Below are 16,571 nucleotides of genomic sequence, written 5' to 3' on the forward strand. Positions count from 1 at the left end.
TATAGAGGCTCATGCGCGGGATGGAAATGTCAGATTGACGACCCCGGCGGGCCGAGGGGCGGCGGGTGCGATCCGCCGCCGCGCGGGCCGCGCCGAGGGTTATTCGTCCTCGGCGCCATCCTCGTCCTCGCCCTGATCGGCGATATAGGCGACCGAGACGACCTGTTCACCCGGCGCGGTGTTGAACACTTTCACGCCGCCTGCCGCGCGGGAGCGGAAGCTGATCCCGTCCACAGGGCAGCGGATCGACTGGCCCGTGGAGGTGGCGAGCATGATCTGGTCGTCAAGCTCCACCGGGAAGCAGGCGACAAGAGGGCCGCCCCGCATCGCCTTGTCCATGGCCGTCACACCCTGACCACCACGCCCGCGGACCGGGTAGTCGTGGCTCGAACTGATCTTGCCCGTCCCGCCGGAGGTGATCGTCAGGATCAGGTCCTCGGCCGCCGACATCTCGGCATAACGCTCGGGGCTGAGCTGCCCGGCCTCAACGGTCTCTTCATCATCGCTCTCGGCTTCATCCGCGAGCCCGGCCACGGCCCGGCGCATCTTGAGATAGGCGGCGCGCTCTTGCGGGTCGGCCTCGAAATGCCGGATCACCGCCATGGAGACGACCTCGTCGCCCTCGGCCAGACGCACACCGCGCACGCCCGTGCTGTCACGGCCCTTGAAGACCCGGACATCCGTGGTGCGGAAGCGGATCGCACGCCCCGAGGCGGTGATCAGCATCACATCGTCATCCTCGGAACAGATCCGCGCCTTCACGAGGCTCACCCCCTCGGGCAGCTTCATGGCGATCTTGCCGTTGGACTTTACATTCGTGAAGTCTGACAAGGCGTTACGACGCACATCTCCGGCAGAGGTTGAAAAGACGATCTGCAGGTCGGACCAGTCTTCCTCGTCCCGGTCCACGGGCATGATCGCCGCGATCGAGGTACCGGTCGGGATCGGCAGCACGTTGACGATGGCCTTGCCGCGCGCATTGCGTCCACCCGAGGGCAGTCGCCATGTCTTGAGCTTGTAGACCATTCCGTCCGTGGTGAAGACCAGAAGCGGCGTGTGGGTGTTCGCCACGAACAGCGTCGTGACCACGTCGTCTTCCTTGGTGTTCATCCCGGACAGGCCCTTGCCGCCTCGCTTCTGCGCGCGGAATTCGACCAGCGGGGTGCGCTTGATATAGCCGCCCGAGGTAACGGTGACGACCATGTCCTCACGCTCGATCAGGTCCTCGTCTTCCATGTCGCCGGACCACTCGGTGATCTCGGTGCGGCGGGGCACGGCGAATTGCGCGCGGACCTCGCGCAGCTCGTCCGAGATGATCGCCATGATCCGCGAGCGGGAGCGCAGAATGTCCAGATATTCCTGAATCTTACCCGCCAGTTCCTGCAGCTCGTCGGTAACTTCCTTGACGCCAAGCTGGGTCAGGCGCTGCAGACGCAGCTCGAGGATCGCGCGGGCCTGGGTCTCGGACAGGTTGTAGGTCCCGTCGTCGTTCATCGTATGGGTCGGGTCGTCGATGAGACGGATATAATCGGCGATGTCCGCGGCGGGCCAGCGCCGCGTCATCAGCTTCTCGCGGGCCTCGGCGGCATCGGCGGAGGCGCGGATGGTGGCGACAACCTCATCCACATTGGACACGGCCACGGCCAAACCGCAGAGGATATGGCTCCGCTCGCGGGCCTTGCGCAGGTCGAAGGCCGTGCGGCGCGCCACAACTTCCTCGCGGAAGGTGATGAAACTGCTGAGAAAATCCTTCAGCGTCAGCTGCTCGGGTCGCCCGCCATTCAGCGCCAGCATGTTGCAGCCGAAAGAGGTCTGCATGGGCGTGAAACGGTAGAGCTGGTTCAGCACAACCTCGGGCGTCGCATCGCGCTTCAGCTCGACCACCACGCGGACCCCGATCCGGTCGCTCTCGTCCTGCACATGGGCGATGCCCTCGATCCGCTTCTCGCGGACCAGCTCGGCGATCTTCTCGATCATCGAGGCCTTGTTGACCTGATAGGGGATCTCGTCGAGCACGATGGCGTAGCGATCCTTGCGCAGCTCCTCGATCCGGGTCTTGGCGCGGATGATGACCGAGCCGCGTCCCTCCAGATAGGCCTTGCGCGCGCCAGAGCGTCCGAGGATCTGCCCGCCCGTGGGGAAATCCGGGGCGGGGACGTATTGCATCAGGTCCTCAACCTCGAGATCCGGGGTCTCGATCAGCGCGAGCGTCGCGTCGATCACCTCGCCGAGATTGTGGGGCGGAATATTCGTGGCCATACCGACCGCGATACCGCCAGCCCCATTGACCAGCATGTTCGGGAAACGCGCCGGAAGGACCGTCGGCTCCTGATCCTTGCCGTCGTAATTGTCCTGAAAATCGACGGTGTCTTTTTCGATATCCGCCAGCAGCGAGGCAGCGGGTTTGTCCATCCGCACCTCGGTGTACCGCATGGCCGCCGGGTTATCCCCGTCCATGGAGCCGAAATTGCCCTGTCCATCGAGCAGCGGCAGCGACATGGAGAAATCCTGCGCCATCCGCACCAGCGCGTCATAGATCGCTCCATCCCCGTGCGGGTGGTATTTGCCCATGACATCGCCCACGGGCCGCGCCGACTTGCGATAGGCCTTTTCGTGAGAGTTCCCGGTTTCGTGCATGGCATAGAGAATCCGCCGGTGCACCGGTTTGAGCCCATCGCGCAGATCCGGGATCGCGCGGCTGACGATTACGCTCATGGCATAATCGAGATAGGAGCTCTTCATCTCCTCCGCGATGGAGATGGTCGGCCCCGTATAATCGGACCCGCCGCCGGGGGTTTCGTCCATGTTCTCAGGGGGTTCCGGGGTGTCGGTCACGTGGGCCGAACTCCTATGTCAGAGGCACAATATTTAGTCCTTTGGAGTATAACAGAACCTTCATCTTGCGCACAAGTTGTGCATGACATTTACGAGCAGCCTCTGCCATGGAGTGCTAACATGCTGTTCTTATTGAATTCTCAAACACGATATGTCTCGATGAAGGGATCGGACCGGAACGGAGACGCATATGGCAGGCCACGAGACCGAATTGATGCTGCGCGGATACGGGTTGACCACGGCGGAGATGTATTACCGCATGCCCGACCATCCCAGCGTTCTGAACACCTTCATCTGGCAGGATTACGACCTCGCGCCGGACTACCCGGCGCTGTTCAAGTTCATCGAATTCTGGCAGGCCGAGATCGAGGGCGCGCTGCATTCCGTGCGCTTTGCCCATCGCAAGATGATCTCGCCCGGTGAGTGGCGCCATGTCACCCATGAGCTGCCGCTGCACTGACGCGGCGGATCTGGGGTTCGCGGGATCTAGCCTGTCAGGCGCGCGCGGGCCTCGGCACGGTTGCCCGTGGCGGGCACCAGCGATGCCACCCGGCCGAGCCCGAAGGGCGGCATGCCGGAATAGATCGCTTCATAGGCCCCGTCGCGCACCAGATAGGTTTCGTGCCAGATCCCCACATCGCCGCGCGCGCCCTTCATCCGTTTGTTGAACGCGGTCCAAGCGGGGCGGTGGTGATGGTTTTCGGCGCGCGCATACGCCTCCAGATGATCGAAGCTGCGCCAGTATTGCACCGTGATCCCCAGGCCCACACCACTATGGCCGAGAAACCCGGTTTCATCCGCCGGTAAGGCCTCCAGCTCCTTGATCATCCGTGGCATGGCAAAGAGCGCGGGCAGCCATTTGGCGATCTTCCATGGCTTGTTGATCCGCATGCCGATCAGAAACAGCACGAAATCCCCGTCGATCTGCGCCGCCATGCGGTCTTCGATGATATGTGCGATCCCGTATCCTCCCCGTGGTTGCCCGCGCATAGGCTAGAGATGCAGCGATGTCTTGCCAACTGCGCGCCACGTGCGGGCGGCCGAGCTCAGCTGCGCCGCGCCCGGATCAGGGCCAGCGCCCAGAGCAGGGCGAGACAGAAGCTGATCACCATGTTCCAGCTCGCCATGGAAAGACCAAACATCTCCCACGCGACCTCGTCACAGCGCACGAGCGGGGCTTCCATGATCGAAGCCAGCAGGTCCTCTGGGCTCATGCCGGTGATGTCGCCGGAGGTGCAGGTGGTGGGCCCTTCCCACCAGCCGCGTTCCACCCCGGTGTGGTAGCCGCCGATGCCCGCCGTGGTCAGCGCGCCGCCGAGACCAAGCCAGGCTGCATGGGGGGAGAAGAGGCTCAGCCCCCCGGCCGCCACCGCGACCGCATGGGGCCAGCGCTGCCAGAGGCACATGGCACAGGGGGCAAGCCCGCCGAGATGCTGAAAGCCGACGGCGCCCAGCAGCATGGCAAGGGACCCGCCAGCGGCGATCAGTGCGAGCATGCGGGGATTATCGAGCATCGAAACCTCTGAGACCGGCGGATGGGTGTTCTTCGCCCATGTCCCGGGGCGCTGCAAGGCCCCGGCGGATCACATTCAGAGGCCGACCCATGATTTCAGGAGGCTGATGACCGTCGCACCGGCGAAGAGAAGCGTTCCGATCCAGGCGGTCCCGATAAGCGCGCCCAGAACGACAAAGATACCGTCCCGCTGCAGCAGGCCCATCGCAACGATGACCACCGCGATGCCGGGCACCGTGTTGGTCGAGGGCAGGGGCACAAGGATCGACGCGCTGAACAGCACCAGTGCCAGCCCGACAATGCGGTCGGCGGGGGCGTGGGTCAGGGCCGCAAGCCGGGGGCGGCTGACACCTTCGAGCCGCCGCAGCCAGGGTTCGGCGCGTGTTGCCAAGCTCGACAGGCTCTCGGTCTTGACCTCCCGCGCGCTCAGCCGCTCCGGCAGCCAGGGGGTCTGGCGTCCGAACAGGATCTGGGCCGATACGAACATGAGCGGCAAGGCCACCACTTGCGGCACGCCGTAAAGAAACGGGATGCAGCAGGGCAGGGCGAGGATCAGCAGGAACAGCCCGAATGCCTGCTCATGGAGCTGCGTCATCACCCAGCCGAGGGACACGGATGTGCCCTCCGCATCCTCCGCCAACTGGTGAAGGCGTTGCGAGATGGACAAATCCTCAGACGGTGATGCCATCGGGCGAGGCTCCTGATCTAGGCGCGCTCGGACCATGAGGGCGCGTTGCAAGGGGGCTAGCAAATGCGCTTCGCCATGGCCAGAGCCAGACCGCAGGGGCGACCGGGAAAAGCTCTGCGGTCTCGGGGGGCTTTGATGACAGGACGTATGGGAGGGACCAGGGGCAGACACTCTCAGTGTCCGGATTTTCACACCCCGGCGCGGGTCCGCCCAAAACCAGAAGTGGGTCGGGTGGGGGCCAGCCTCGGCCCCGGCTCGGCCCTGCCTGTGGTTCCGCACAGAGATCATCCCGGGGACCATCTCTCTGACTATGGGGTCTGACCGGGCGCGTGCGCCACTGCCACAGGCTGACGCGCGGCGATGCCCGAATACGCTCGTTGCAGATGCAACAAACCTCTGGCGCTTTTGCGTGGTCCGGCTACACTCGGTCCAACCGGGGCCGCGATGGCAGAAGACCGATCCGCCCCGGGCGATATGTGATTGCAGTCGTTCCAGGGAGGGAACACCATGAACAGCCTTATGAAGACCGTCCTCACCGGGGCGGTGGCCCTGACGCTTGGCGCGGGCGCTGTGGCGGCCCAGGAGGTCACGCTCCGGTGCCAGCATTTCCTGAGCCCGCAAGGGTCGGTGCCCAAGTTTTTCATCACGCCCTGGGCGGAGAAAATCGAGGCGGAATCCGACGGGCGCATCAAGGTCGAGATCTATCCGGCGATGCAGTTGGGCGGCAAGCCACCCGCGCTCTATGACCAGATCCGCGACGGGGTGATCGATTGCGGCTGGGCCCTGCCGGCCTATACGCCCGGGCGCTTTCCCGAAAGCGAGGCGTTTGAGCTGCCCTTCATGACGACCATGTCCGCCGAGGCGTCGTCCCGGGCCGCTTGGGAGTTCACCGAGAAATACCTGATGGAGCGGATGGGGGATATCCACCTCATGGCCGTCCATGTCCATGGTCCCGGTGTGATCCACAAGAAGGGCGATCCTATCATGGGGACGGCGGATTTCGACGGGTTGAAGCTGCGCGGACCCTCGCGGCAGGCCAACAAACTGCTGGAGACGCTCGGGGCGACGCCCGTGGGCATGCCGGTTCCGGCCTTTCCGGAATCCCTGTCGAAAGGGATCGTGGACGGGGGCGTGATCCCGTGGGAGATCGTGCCGCCCCTCAAGGTGCATGAGCTGGCCGACAGCCATACCCAGATCGGCGGGGACCGGGCGCTCTATAACACGTTTTTCGTCTGGGGGATGAACAAGGCCAGCTATGACCGGCTGCCGGAGGACCTCAAGGCGATCATCGATGCCAATTCCGGGCTGGAGGCCTCGGCCTGGGCCGGGCGCGCCATGGATCAGGGGGACGAACTGGGCGAGGGCGTCGTCGCTGGAACGGACAATAAGATCCACGTGCTGGATGACGGCGCGGTCTCGGAGCTGCGCAAGATCGGGGATGATCTGACGGCGGCCTGGGTCGCCGAGATGGAGAGCAAGGGCCTGCCCGGTGCGGCCATGGTCGAGGATGCTAAGATGTTCGTGACCAAGCACGAAAACGGCGGCAGCTAGACGCGTCCGCAGGTCCCGCATGTCGGGGCCTGCCACGGATCCTGCTTTAGCCGGGGCAATCGGAGACCGGGGCGCGACACGCATGCGCGTCGCGCGGACCCGCGCAGCCCCGGCGCGCGCCGCGGGGCAGGCGGTGTTCTGCCCCTTGCGTCCCTGCCTGAGCAGGGTACATCAGGGACCGACCCTAGGGGACGGTCCCGGCCTGTTCCTGCCCGCCAGAGTAAGAGATACGCTCACATGATCGCACCGACCCTGGAGGCCCGGACGGGCCGCGTGCTCGAAGCGCTGGCGCGGTGGCTGGCCTATGGCGGTGGCCTTGTCCTGGTGGCGATTGCCCTGCTCACCGTGGCCTCAATCACCGGGCGCGCCCTGATCGGGCTCGGGTTGGGCCCGATCACCGGGGATTTCGAGCTGGTGGAGGCTGGCTGCGCCGTGGCGATCTTTGCCTTTCTGCCCTGGTGCCAGCTCAAGCGCGGCCATGTGACGGTGGATATCTTCGTGGACCGTCTTCCTGCGCGGCTCAAGGCGCTGACCGGCCTGATCGGGGATATGCTCATCGCGCTGGCGGCGGGCGTGATCTTCTGGCGTCTCTGGCTCGGTTTCGGCGAGAAGTTTCCCTATGGCTCCGACGCTCTGCGCGAGACCCTCTCGATGGGCTATAAACCGTTCTTTCCCGAAACCACCTATGAGCTCGAGCTGCCGATCTGGATCCCCTATGCGCTGGCCGTAACCGGGGCTGCGGTCTTCGTGCTGGTGGCGCTTTACACGGTCTGGCGCAGCCTGAACTGGGTGCTTGCCGGGCGGGAGGCCACGCCATGAGCGGGATCGAACTGGCCCTGACGGCCTTTGCCCTGATGCTCGGGGCGATCTTTCTGCGGGTGCCGATCGCCGTGGCCATGGGCCTGACGGGGTTCTTCGGCACCTGGATGGTGCTGGGGCATCCGAACGCGACCCTGAGCCAGCTCAAGACCCTGAGCTATGATACATTCTCGAGCTACTCGCTCTCCATCGTGCCGCTCTTTTTGCTCATGGGGCAGTTCGCGACGAAGTCGGGCATGTCCGCCGCGCTGTTTCAGGCCGCGTCGGATTGGCTGGGCCATCGCAAGGGCGGGGTGGCCATGGCGGCGGTCGGGGCATGTGCGGGCTTTGGCGCGGTCTGCGGGTCTTCGCTCGCCACAGCCTCCACCATGGGGCAGGTGGCCCTGCCGGAAATGCGCAAGCGCGGCTATTCCGACAGCCTGAGCACGGGCGTGCTGGCGGCGGGTGGCACGCTTGGGATCCTCATTCCGCCTTCGGTCATCCTCGTGATCTACGCGATCCTGACCCAGCAGAACATCGTCAAGATGTTCATCGCAGCACTTATCCCCGGGATAATCGCGGCGCTGGGGTATATGCTGACCGTGGCGATCTATGTGCGGATCAAACCCGATGCGGCCACCACCGCCGCCCGGATCCCCGTGGCCGAGCGGATGCGGACGCTCTGGCGGATCTGGCCGGTCGTGCTGATCTTCGGGCTGGTGATGGGCGGGATTGCCGGGGACTGGAACTGGGCGCAGGACGGGGTGCAGGCGCTGTTCACACCCACCGAAGGGGCCGCCGTGGGGGCGGTTGCCACGGGCCTCTATGGCTGGGCGACCGGCGGGCTGACCTGGCGCGGGTTGCTCGATTCGATCCTGCAGACCGCAAGCGCCTCGGCGATGATTTTCTTCATCGTTCTGGGCGCGCAGCTCTTCAACTCCTTCCTCGCCTTCACCCAGGCGCCGCAACAACTGGCCGAATGGGTGACGACCCAAGGGTTTGCGCCGCTCATGGTGCTGTCGGCGATGCTGCTGTGCTATCTCATTTTCGGCTGCGTGATGGACAGCCTGTCGATGATCCTGCTAACCATTCCAATCTTCTTTCCCATCGTGCAGGCCCTGGATTTCGGCCTGACACCGGAGGAGGCCGCGATCTGGTTCGGGATCCTCGCGCTGATCGTGGTGGAGGTCGGTCTCATCACGCCCCCCGTGGGGATGAACCTGTTTATCATCAATTCCATGGCGAAGGATGTGCCCATGGGGCGGACCTATCGCGGTGTCGCGCCCTTCGTGGCCTCGGACCTGATCCGGGTGGTGGTTCTGGTCAGCTTCCCGGGGATCACTCTGTGGCTTGTCGGGGTGATGTTCTAGGGGCAGCCAAGGGCTTTTTTGCTCTGGACGCGGTGGCTCTGTGGCGGTAGCACACCCGCGTGCCCGAGTGGCGGAATTGGTAGACGCAGGGGATTCAAAATCCCCCGATGGCAACATCTTGTCGGTTCGAGTCCGACCTCGGGTACCAGCCGCAAATCCCAGTTTGATCCAAGTGGCGCGCCTTAGCGCCCCGTTTCGCTGCGCCAGCTGGCCCAGTCCTCGGGCGTGTCGAGATCGCGTCGGGCCCGGCTGCCGGGCAAGGGCACCAAATGGACGTAGTCGCGGTGCCGGGCGATGAGGCGCTGTCCGCCCTCGTCCCCTTCGAGCATCGCGAAATCCGGGAATGTCACAGAAGAAAACAGGATCGGATGACCGGGCGCGCCGGCCTCGGTCGTGCCGCGCCAGATATGCGCGTCCGGCACCGCGTCCCGCGCTGCGAGAACCGCGCGGAGATCGTCGGCGGTGATCTCGGGCAGATCACCCAGCAGCAGGAGCAGGCCGGTACAGCCCTCCGGCAAGCGAGAGACCGCGCCGCGCAAGCTGCCCCCCATGCCTTCGGCGCTTTCGGGGACCGAAAGCGCGGTCACGCCCAGACCGTCGAGGGCGGCGTATCTGGCATGGGGTCGGGGGGGCAGCGCGACAAGGACATCCCGTGTGACCTGCGCGGCCAGCGCAGCTTGCCGCGCCACGAGCGGCCGACCATCCACTGGTTCCAACAGTTTGTCGCGACCGCCCATGCGGCGCGATTGTCCGGCGGCGAGGATCAGAATGACATCCGACATGGTCGCGAGACTGGCGACTGGCGGGGCATTTGACCAGTGGCGGGAGCCTCCGGCGGGGATATTCTTCGACTTAAGTGATCCTAGCCGCGCATCCGGGTGCCATCCGGGTCAAAGAGCGGCGTCGTCAGCAGCCTCGCGGTGCAATGTTGTCCGAGGATCTCGATGCTGGCGGTCACCCTATCTGCGATCTGGTTGGAGGGCAGGAAGCCCAGGGCGACGGAGGTGTCCGAGTAATGCGCGTAGCCCCCCGAGGTGCAGAAGCCAACCACTTCGCCCCGCAACGAGATCGGTTCATAGGCGACCACATCGGCCTCTGTCGCTTCCACCGCGAAGGCGCAGAGGCGTCGGGCGGGGCCTGCGGCACGCTCGGCCTCGGCGGCCTGCCGTCCAATGAATGCGGTCGGTTTCGCAAAATGGATGAAACGGTCGAGCCCGGTTTCCGCAGCGGTGTAATCCTGAGAATACTCCCGGCTCCAAGCGCCGAAGAACTTGTCGAGCCGCAGGGACATCATGGCGCGCATGCCGAAGGGCCGGATGCCGTGGGCCTGTCCCGCCGCCCACAGGGTGTGAAACAGGTGACGGTGTTCACTGGGCGAGCAGTAGATCTCGTAGCCGAGATCGCCCGTGTAGCTGACCCGTTGGACGAGGCATTGGGCCATGCCGATGGTCATGGGGCGGACATCGAGGAAGCTGAACGCAGTGCTGGAGACATCCGCGCGGGTGCAGGCGGCCAGCACGTCTCGCGCTTTGGGGCCCGCGATCTGGAACCCGGTGCGGCTGTCGGAGATGTTGTCCACCGACACGCCGTCTTCGAGATGGGTTTCAAACCAGCGCAGGTGCTGATCTTGCGCGCCATAGGAGGCGGTGAGCTGAAACTCGGTCTCGCCAAGACAGGAGACCGTGAAATCGCCCATGAGCTTGCCCGAGGGTGCCAGCATCGGGGTAAGCGCGAGCCGACCGGGCCCCGGAATGCGCCCCGCCATGATCCGATCGAGCCAGGCCCGCGCGCGCGGGCCCGTGACGCGGAACTTGCCGAAATTCTGCAACTCGTTGAGGCCCACCCCATTGCGGACGGCCATCACCTCGGCCCGCACGGCCTCCCATGTGTTGGAACGTCGGAAGCTTGGGGTCTCATAGCGTGGCTCACCGGGCAGGGCGAAGTAGTTCACGACCTCAAGCCCGTAGGTCTGGCCGAACACGGCCCCCATTTCGGACCAGATGTCGTACATCATCGTGGTGCGGAAGGGACGCGCGGCGGGTAGCTCCTCGTTCGGATAGCTGACCGAGAAGCGGTTCTGGTAGTTTTCGATCACCTTGGGGACCGTATAGCCCGGGGTCGTCCATTTGCCGAAACGGGCGACATCCATGGCGCGGGGGTCGCGCTCGGTCTCGCCCTCTATCATCCATTGGGCCAGCGCGAGGCCCACGCCGCCGCCCTGACTGAACCCGGCCATCACCGCGCAGGCGGACCAGTAGTTCCGCAGGCCTGGCACCGGCCCGACCAGCGGATTGCCGTCCGGGGCGAAGGTGAAGGGCCCGTGGATCACCGATTTCACGCCAGCCGTCTCGAGCACCGGGAAGCGGCGATAGGCAAAGGCGATGCTGTCCTCGATCTTTTCGAACTGGTCATTGAGCAACTCATGCCCGAAATCCCAGGGCGTGCCATCCACGGACCAGGGCTCACAGGGTTTTTCATAGAACCCGATGCAGAGCCCGCGCCCTTCCTGGCGCAGGTAGCTCTCGCCGCCGGGATCGATCACATGGGGGAATTCCGTGCCGCGCTCATAGATCGCCGGGATATCATCGGTGACGATGTATTGATGGGCCATGGGCAGAAGCGGCAGATAGACCCCGGCCATGGCCGCAACCTCGCGCGCCCAGAGGCCGCCCGCATTCACCACATGCTCGGCGATCACCGTGCCCTGATCGGTCTCGACGGTCCATGTGCCATCGGGGTTTGGCGTGGTGGCGGTGACCTTGGTATGGGTCTGGATCGTCGCGCCGCCCATCTTGGCGGCCCGCGCATAGGCATGGGTGGTTCCGGAGGGGTCGAGGTGACCATCCAGCGGATCGTAGAGCCCGCCGAGAATGCCATCGGTGTTCACCAGTTCGGCCATCTCCTTGATCTCGGAAGGGCCGAGGATCTCGGTATGCAGCCCCATATAGCGGTGCTTGGCGCGCTCGGCCTTGAGCATGTCGAACCGCTCTGGCGTGTCGGCAAGGGTAATGCCGCCCACATGGTGCAAGCCGCAGGACATGCCGGTGATCTCTTCGAGCTCCTTGTAGAGCCCGATCGTATAGCCCTGCAGGGCGGCCATGTTGGTGTCGCCGTTCAGGGTATGAAACCCGCCCGCCGCATGCCAGGTGGAGCCCGATGTCAGCTCCGAGCGTTCCAGCAGCATGACATCCGACCAGCCCAGCTTGGTCAGGTGATAGAGGACCGAACAGCCGACAACGCCGCCTCCGATAACGCAAACCCGCGTGTGAGTGTCCATGCTCCGCCTCCTTCTCATGCCCCCAAAGCGTCGGAGGCGACGGGGCCCCGGGTCACGCCCGTTCCCGACACCAAAGGTCGGTTTTGCGCGCCGTGCAGCGCGGGTCGAGCGGGACAGAGCGGTGGGGCATGGTCAGGTGGTTGAGACGGTAGGACGAGTTGCGGTTGGGGCGAGCGCGCTGGCACTATCCCGATGAGCGCGGGCTGCGCGGGACCCATGCAGCCCCCGCCGCAGATTGGTCCGGATCAAAGGCGCTTGCGGGGGCGCGCCCTTGCGCGCAGGGTTTGATCGATGCAACACGGAGCCCCCATGTCGCCCGCGCCCGCCTATATCCTCTGCACCACACCGCGGAGCGGCAGCACACTGCTTTGCCGGATGTTGGCGGCCAGTGGTGTCGCCGGGGCGCCGGACAGCCATTTTCACAGCCCGTCGCTCGATCGCTGGCTCGAAGTCTATGGGCTTTCGCCGACCCGGTTTCCCAATCGGCTTGCCGCGATCCGCGCCGCGATTGCCGCCGGCAAGGCCCGCGGAACGGGTGCGTCGGGCTGTTTCGGCCTGCGCCTGCAACGGGGCAGCTTTGCCTATCTCATGGACCAGCTCGACACTCTGCATCCGGGGCTGGCCTCGGACCGCTGCCGGATCGAGGCGGCCTTTGGGCCGGTCACCTTCTTGCATCTCAGCCGGGCCGACAAACTGGCCCAGGCAGTCTCGCGCCTGCGCGCCGAGCAGAGCGGGCTCTGGCACGCTCATGCGGATGGAACGGAAATGGAGCGCACGCGCCCGGCGGGCCTGCCGCGCTATGACCGTGCCGCGATTGCCGCGCATCTGGCGGAATTGTCGGCGCTGGATGGGGCATGGACCGACTGGTTTGCGACCGAGGGGATCGCGCCGCAGACCCTCAGCTACGAAGCTCTCGCCGCCGATCCGCGCGGGGTGCTGGCACAGACACTTTCGGCCCTTGGGCAGGATCCGGCGCGTGCGGCGGCGGTGTCCGTGCCCACCGCGCGCCTCGCCGATGCTGAAAGCGCTGCGTGGATCGTGCGGTTTCGGGCCGAGACCGCGGGGCCTATTCCGCCGCGATCTTGATGACCGGGGTCATGCGGGCCAGAACCTCTTCGGAGAGATGGCACTTGATCTGATGCCCGGTCTCTGTGCGGCGCATCTCTGGCACCTCGCGCTCGCACCGGCCCTCAAGCACGTCCGCTTTCCAGCGGCAACGGGTCTGGAACGGGCAGCCGGGTGGCGGGTTCATAGCCGAGGGAATGTCGCCCTCCAGCACGATCCGCTCTTTCTCGACCGTCGTGTCGGCAATCGGCACGGCCGAGAGCAGCGCCTCGGTATAGGGGTGATAGGGCGGGGCAAAGACCTCATCTGTGGTGCCCAGCTCGACCACATGGCCGAGATACATCACCATCACCCGGTCGCTGAGATAGCGCACGATGCTCAGGTCGTGCGAGATGAAGAGCAGCGTCGTTTTGTTCTCGCGCTGGATCTCCATCAGCAGGTCCGTGACCGCCGCCTGCACCGACACGTCCAGCGCGCTGACCGGCTCGTCAGCGACCACGATCCGGGCATCCCCGGCAAAGGCACGCGCGATGCCCACGCGCTGTTTCTGTCCACCCGAGAGCTGCCGCGGCATCCGGTCGGCAAAGGCCCGGGGCAGTTTCACCAGATCGAGCAGCGTCAGCATCCGCGCCCGGCGGGCCTCCTCGCTGTCGCCGACCCCGAAAATCTCCAGCGCGCGGATGATCTGCCGCCCGACCGTCATCGAGGGGTTCAGCGTATCGAACGGGTTCTGGAACACCATCTGCACATCCGCGACGGTCTTGGTGTCGCGCGCGGCGATTTCCGTGCCCTGGATCTCGCGATTGTCCAAGAGGATCCGCCCCTCGGTCGCGGTCTCCAGCCCCATCAGAACCTTGGCAAAGGTCGACTTGCCACAGCCCGATTCCCCGACAATGGCCAGGGTCTCGCTCTCGCGCGCCTCGAAACTCAGATCCTCATTGGCCTTCACCACTTTCGTGTTGGTCCCGCCAAACAGGGCCGAGGCCGCCACCTCGTAGTATTTCTTGAGGTTCTCCATCTTCAGAACCACCGGCCCCGGTTCAGGCTTTGCGGTCTCCGCCGCGATCTGGATCGGCGCGGTCCAGTCGATCTCGTCGAATTTCAGGCACCGTGTCCCGTGCCGATCATCGCCCACCACCTCGGCCATGGGGATCGCGCCGCCATCGCAGCGCCCGGCCTCGAAATAGTCGCAGCGCGGTCCGAAATTGCAGCCCTTGGGCCGCTCATGGGGCAGGGGGAAATTCCCCGGGATCGCCACCAGAGGGCGCGCGGTCTTGTCCGCCCCGGGCAGCGGGATCGACCGAAAGAGCGCCTGCGTATAGGGGTGCTGCATCCGATCGAACACATCCTGGATCGAGCCGGTCTCCACCGCCTCGCCGGAATACATCACGCAGAGCCGGTCGCAGGTCTCCAGCACCAGCCCGAGATTATGCGAGATGAACAGCATCGAGGTGCCGTATTTCGCCCCCAGATCCTTGACCAGATCGACCACAGCGGCCTCGACCGTCACATCGAGCGCCGTGGTCGGCTCGTCGAGGATCAGGAGCGCCGGGTTCGCCATCAGCGCCATGGCGATGACAATACGCTGCTGCTGTCCGCCGCTGAGCTGGTGCGGAAAGCTGTTCAGCATCCGCTCGGGGTCCGGCAGGCGCACATCCGTCACCACCTCCAGCGCCCGGGCATAGGCCTCGGCCTCGCTGAGACCCTCATGGATCATCGGCACTTCCATGAGCTGCTTGCCGATCCGCATGGCCGGGTTCAGGCTTGCCATGGGCTCCTGATAGATCATGGCGATTTCCTTGCCACGGATCCTCCGGAGTTCTTCGGGCGACATGGTGTTCAGGTCGCGCCCCTTGAACTTGATCATCCCGCCGACGATCCGCCCGTTCACGCCCAGATCCTGCATCACGCCCAGCGCGACCGTGGACTTGCCGCAACCGCTCTCGCCGACCAGGCCCATGGCCTCGCCCGGCATGACGGTGCAGGAAAAATCCATTACCGCCGGGATCTCGCGCAGGCGGGTAAAAAAGGAAATCGACAGATTCTCGATCTCGAGAATGGGCCCATCATACCTGTCGGTCATTGCCACCACCTGTCTTTCATTGTTCCTGAAATACTCCGGGGGTGCGGGGGCTGGCCCCCGCCTGTGCCAGACCCGCCGCAAGGCGCTTCAAATCGATCAGTACGCCACCGTGCCATGGGCCCGGTCATGCCGGGAACAGGCATCTCGCCTGCAGTCCCGCCTCTAGAGGAACACGCGACAAAGGCCGCCCCGGATGGAATGAGATCATGCGCGCTCATCCCCCTAGTCCTTCAGGCTCTCTTCGCGCAGACCATCGGCCAGCAGGTTCAGCCCGAGCACGAGGCTCATGAGCGCCAGCGCCGGGGCGAGGGCAGGGTGGGCATAGACCGACAGGAGCCTGCGGCCCTCATTGATCGTGGAGCCCCAATCTGGGCTTTCCGGACTGACCCCCAGACCAAAGAACCCGAGCGTGCCCAGAAGGATCGTCGTATAGCCAATTCGCAGACAGAAATCGACGATCAGGGGACCGCGCGCATTGGGCAGGATCTCCCACAGCATGATGTACCACGGGCCCTCGCCCCGGGTCTGGGCGGCGGCCACGTAGTCGCGGGTCTGGATGTCCAGCACAATGCCGCGCACGATCCGGAAGACCGTCGGCGAGTTCACGAAAACCACCGACACGAACACGATCAGCACATTGGGCGGCATCGAAATCACCCCCAACGGATCCGCGTTGAAGGCCAGCCCGAGATAGAGCCAGCCGCCGATCAGCACCGTCAGCCCGACATAAAGGTTCCGCTTGCCGGGTTGGGTGAAATAGCGCGAATGCCAGAGCACCACGAGAAACAGGATCGGGAAGAGAAACAGCACCGCCGCCATGTAGACGGGTATCCCCGTGGCGACGATCTCGGGCGTGACCAGCAGGTAGAAGAGCAGAATCACCGGGAAGGCCAGCACCATATTGGCGACAAAACTCAGCACCGTGTCGAGACGTCCGCCGAAATACCCCGCCGGCAGGCCAAGCACGATCCCCACCATGAAGGCAAAAAGCGTCGCCGCCGGCGCGATCTTGAGCACTTCGCGCGCCCCCATCACCATGCGGCTGAACACATCCCGGGCCAGGTTGTCGCCGCCCAGGATGTAGTGGCTGAACCCCTCTGTGCCCGGTGGCACCGGTGTCCCCGGCACCTTGTTCTTCATCCCCGACACCACGTTGAGGGGATCATGGGTGATGATCAGGTCCGCGAAAAGCGCCGTGAACACCCAGAACATCACGATGGCGAAACCGATCATGCCTATGGGGCTGTCAAAGAGCTTGCCATAAAGCCCCAGACGCCGCTTGTAGGCCGTCGACAACAGGAAGGTCGAGATCAGCGCGACCCAGACCGGCATGAACTGGATCAGCACCTTGATCAGGATCTCGAGAGGGGTCATGGGCTCCATATCCGTGT

At 64.8% G+C, this 16,571-nt stretch carries 13 protein-coding genes and 1 tRNA gene; 6 read left to right on the forward strand and 8 right to left on the reverse strand.

Annotated elements, in window-relative coordinates; all coding sequences use genetic code 11:
• Positions 1-99 precede the first annotated feature (99 nt).
• The gene (gene gyrA / locus ACP15I_RS17945; protein ID WP_424976130.1) at positions 100-2,835 is read right to left on the reverse strand and encodes a DNA gyrase subunit A; all 2,736 of its coding nucleotides are present in this window, start codon (positions 2,833-2,835) and stop codon (positions 100-102) included.
• A 190-nt stretch (positions 2,836-3,025) separates the two neighbouring features.
• On the opposite strand from gyrA, the gene ACP15I_RS17950 reads away from it, so the two are divergent.
• The gene (locus ACP15I_RS17950) at positions 3,026-3,295 is read left to right on the forward strand and encodes an usg protein (RefSeq protein ID WP_424967283.1); all 270 of its coding nucleotides are present in this window, start codon (positions 3,026-3,028) and stop codon (positions 3,293-3,295) included.
• A 26-nt stretch (positions 3,296-3,321) separates the two neighbouring features.
• Here the strand turns inward: ACP15I_RS17950 and ACP15I_RS17955 are convergent, their stop codons facing one another.
• From ACP15I_RS17955 to ACP15I_RS17965, 3 genes are all read right to left on the reverse strand, one after another.
• Complete coding sequence (locus ACP15I_RS17955; protein WP_424976131.1) at positions 3,322-3,825, reverse strand: DUF4188 domain-containing protein; 504 nt, start codon at positions 3,823-3,825, stop codon at positions 3,322-3,324.
• 56 nt (positions 3,826-3,881) lie between these two features.
• Entirely contained in the window at positions 3,882-4,349 is a 468-nt protein-coding gene (locus ACP15I_RS17960) for a disulfide bond formation protein B (RefSeq protein ID WP_424976132.1), read from the reverse strand.
• Between the two features lie 75 nt (positions 4,350-4,424).
• Positions 4,425-5,036 (reverse strand): exopolysaccharide biosynthesis protein, encoded by a 612-nt coding sequence (locus tag ACP15I_RS17965; protein WP_424976133.1) that lies wholly within the window; start codon positions 5,034-5,036, stop codon positions 4,425-4,427.
• Positions 5,037-5,543: 507 nt separating this feature from the next.
• Between ACP15I_RS17965 and ACP15I_RS17970 the strand changes: the two genes are divergently transcribed.
• The 4 genes from ACP15I_RS17970 to ACP15I_RS17985 all read left to right on the forward strand — a co-directional run bounded on the left by ACP15I_RS17970 (position 5,544) and on the right by ACP15I_RS17985 (position 8,903).
• The gene (locus ACP15I_RS17970; protein ID WP_424976135.1) at positions 5,544-6,587 is read left to right on the forward strand and encodes a TRAP transporter substrate-binding protein; all 1,044 of its coding nucleotides are present in this window, start codon (positions 5,544-5,546) and stop codon (positions 6,585-6,587) included.
• A gap of 237 nt (positions 6,588-6,824) precedes the next feature.
• A complete protein-coding gene (locus ACP15I_RS17975; RefSeq protein ID WP_424967288.1) occupies positions 6,825-7,406 on the forward strand; it encodes a TRAP transporter small permease in 582 nt (193 codons plus the stop codon).
• A complete protein-coding gene (locus ACP15I_RS17980) occupies positions 7,403-8,755 on the forward strand; it encodes a TRAP transporter large permease (RefSeq protein ID WP_424976136.1) in 1,353 nt (450 codons plus the stop codon). Before ACP15I_RS17975 ends, ACP15I_RS17980 begins: the two co-directional genes overlap by 4 nt.
• A gap of 61 nt (positions 8,756-8,816) precedes the next feature.
• Positions 8,817-8,903, forward strand: a tRNA-Leu gene (locus ACP15I_RS17985).
• 34 nt (positions 8,904-8,937) lie between these two features.
• On the opposite strand, the gene ACP15I_RS17990 is transcribed toward ACP15I_RS17985, so the two are convergent.
• Both ACP15I_RS17990 and ACP15I_RS17995 read right to left on the reverse strand, forming a co-directional pair.
• Positions 8,938-9,537, reverse strand: a complete 600-nt coding sequence (locus ACP15I_RS17990; RefSeq protein ID WP_424976137.1) for a nucleotidyltransferase family protein — start codon at positions 9,535-9,537, stop codon at positions 8,938-8,940.
• 80 nt (positions 9,538-9,617) lie between these two features.
• Complete coding sequence (locus ACP15I_RS17995; RefSeq protein WP_424976138.1) at positions 9,618-12,032, reverse strand: GcvT family protein; 2,415 nt, start codon at positions 12,030-12,032, stop codon at positions 9,618-9,620.
• Positions 12,033-12,341: 309 nt separating this feature from the next.
• Here ACP15I_RS17995 and ACP15I_RS18000 point away from each other — a divergent pair, with 309 nt between their 5' ends.
• Positions 12,342-13,118, forward strand: coding sequence for a Stf0 family sulfotransferase (locus ACP15I_RS18000; RefSeq protein WP_424976139.1), 777 nt, complete (start codon positions 12,342-12,344; stop codon positions 13,116-13,118).
• Here the strand turns inward: ACP15I_RS18000 and ACP15I_RS18005 are convergent.
• On the reverse strand, positions 13,099-15,180 hold the full coding sequence (locus ACP15I_RS18005) for a dipeptide ABC transporter ATP-binding protein (protein WP_424976140.1): 2,082 nt from the start codon (positions 15,178-15,180) through the stop codon (positions 13,099-13,101). The genes ACP15I_RS18000 and ACP15I_RS18005 overlap by 20 nt on opposite strands.
• 222 nt (positions 15,181-15,402) lie before the next feature.
• The gene (locus ACP15I_RS18010) at positions 15,403-16,563 is read right to left on the reverse strand and encodes an ABC transporter permease (RefSeq protein ID WP_424976142.1); all 1,161 of its coding nucleotides are present in this window, start codon (positions 16,561-16,563) and stop codon (positions 15,403-15,405) included.
• Positions 16,564-16,571: the final 8 nt, after the last annotated feature.

The sequence above is a fragment of the Dinoroseobacter sp. S124A genome (assembly GCF_049801015.1).
GTDB lineage: Bacteria > Pseudomonadota > Alphaproteobacteria > Rhodobacterales > Rhodobacteraceae > Dinoroseobacter.

What these genes read in the sequence shown, in the direction of transcription:
- ACP15I_RS17995 (WP_424976138.1), bottom strand. Translation starts at nt 12,032, where the DNA reads ATGGACACTCACACGCGGGTTTGCGTTATCGGAGGCGGCGTTGTCGGC.
- ACP15I_RS17990 (WP_424976137.1), bottom strand. Translation starts at nt 9,537, where the DNA reads ATGTCGGATGTCATTCTGATCCTCGCCGCCGGACAATCGCGCCGCATG.
- ACP15I_RS17955 (WP_424976131.1), bottom strand. Translation starts at nt 3,825, where the DNA reads ATGCGCGGGCAACCACGGGGAGGATACGGGATCGCACATATCATCGAA.
- ACP15I_RS17965 (WP_424976133.1), bottom strand. Translation starts at nt 5,036, where the DNA reads ATGGCATCACCGTCTGAGGATTTGTCCATCTCGCAACGCCTTCACCAG.
- ACP15I_RS17970 (WP_424976135.1), top strand. Translation starts at nt 5,544, where the DNA reads ATGAACAGCCTTATGAAGACCGTCCTCACCGGGGCGGTGGCCCTGACG.
- ACP15I_RS18005 (WP_424976140.1), bottom strand. Translation starts at nt 15,180, where the DNA reads ATGACCGACAGGTATGATGGGCCCATTCTCGAGATCGAGAATCTGTCG.
- ACP15I_RS17950 (WP_424967283.1), top strand. Translation starts at nt 3,026, where the DNA reads ATGGCAGGCCACGAGACCGAATTGATGCTGCGCGGATACGGGTTGACC.
- ACP15I_RS17980 (WP_424976136.1), top strand. Translation starts at nt 7,403, where the DNA reads ATGAGCGGGATCGAACTGGCCCTGACGGCCTTTGCCCTGATGCTCGGG.
- ACP15I_RS18000 (WP_424976139.1), top strand. Translation starts at nt 12,342, where the DNA reads ATGTCGCCCGCGCCCGCCTATATCCTCTGCACCACACCGCGGAGCGGC.
- ACP15I_RS17960 (WP_424976132.1), bottom strand. Translation starts at nt 4,349, where the DNA reads ATGCTCGATAATCCCCGCATGCTCGCACTGATCGCCGCTGGCGGGTCC.
- ACP15I_RS18010 (WP_424976142.1), bottom strand. Translation starts at nt 16,563, where the DNA reads ATGGAGCCCATGACCCCTCTCGAGATCCTGATCAAGGTGCTGATCCAG.
- ACP15I_RS17975 (WP_424967288.1), top strand. Translation starts at nt 6,825, where the DNA reads ATGATCGCACCGACCCTGGAGGCCCGGACGGGCCGCGTGCTCGAAGCG.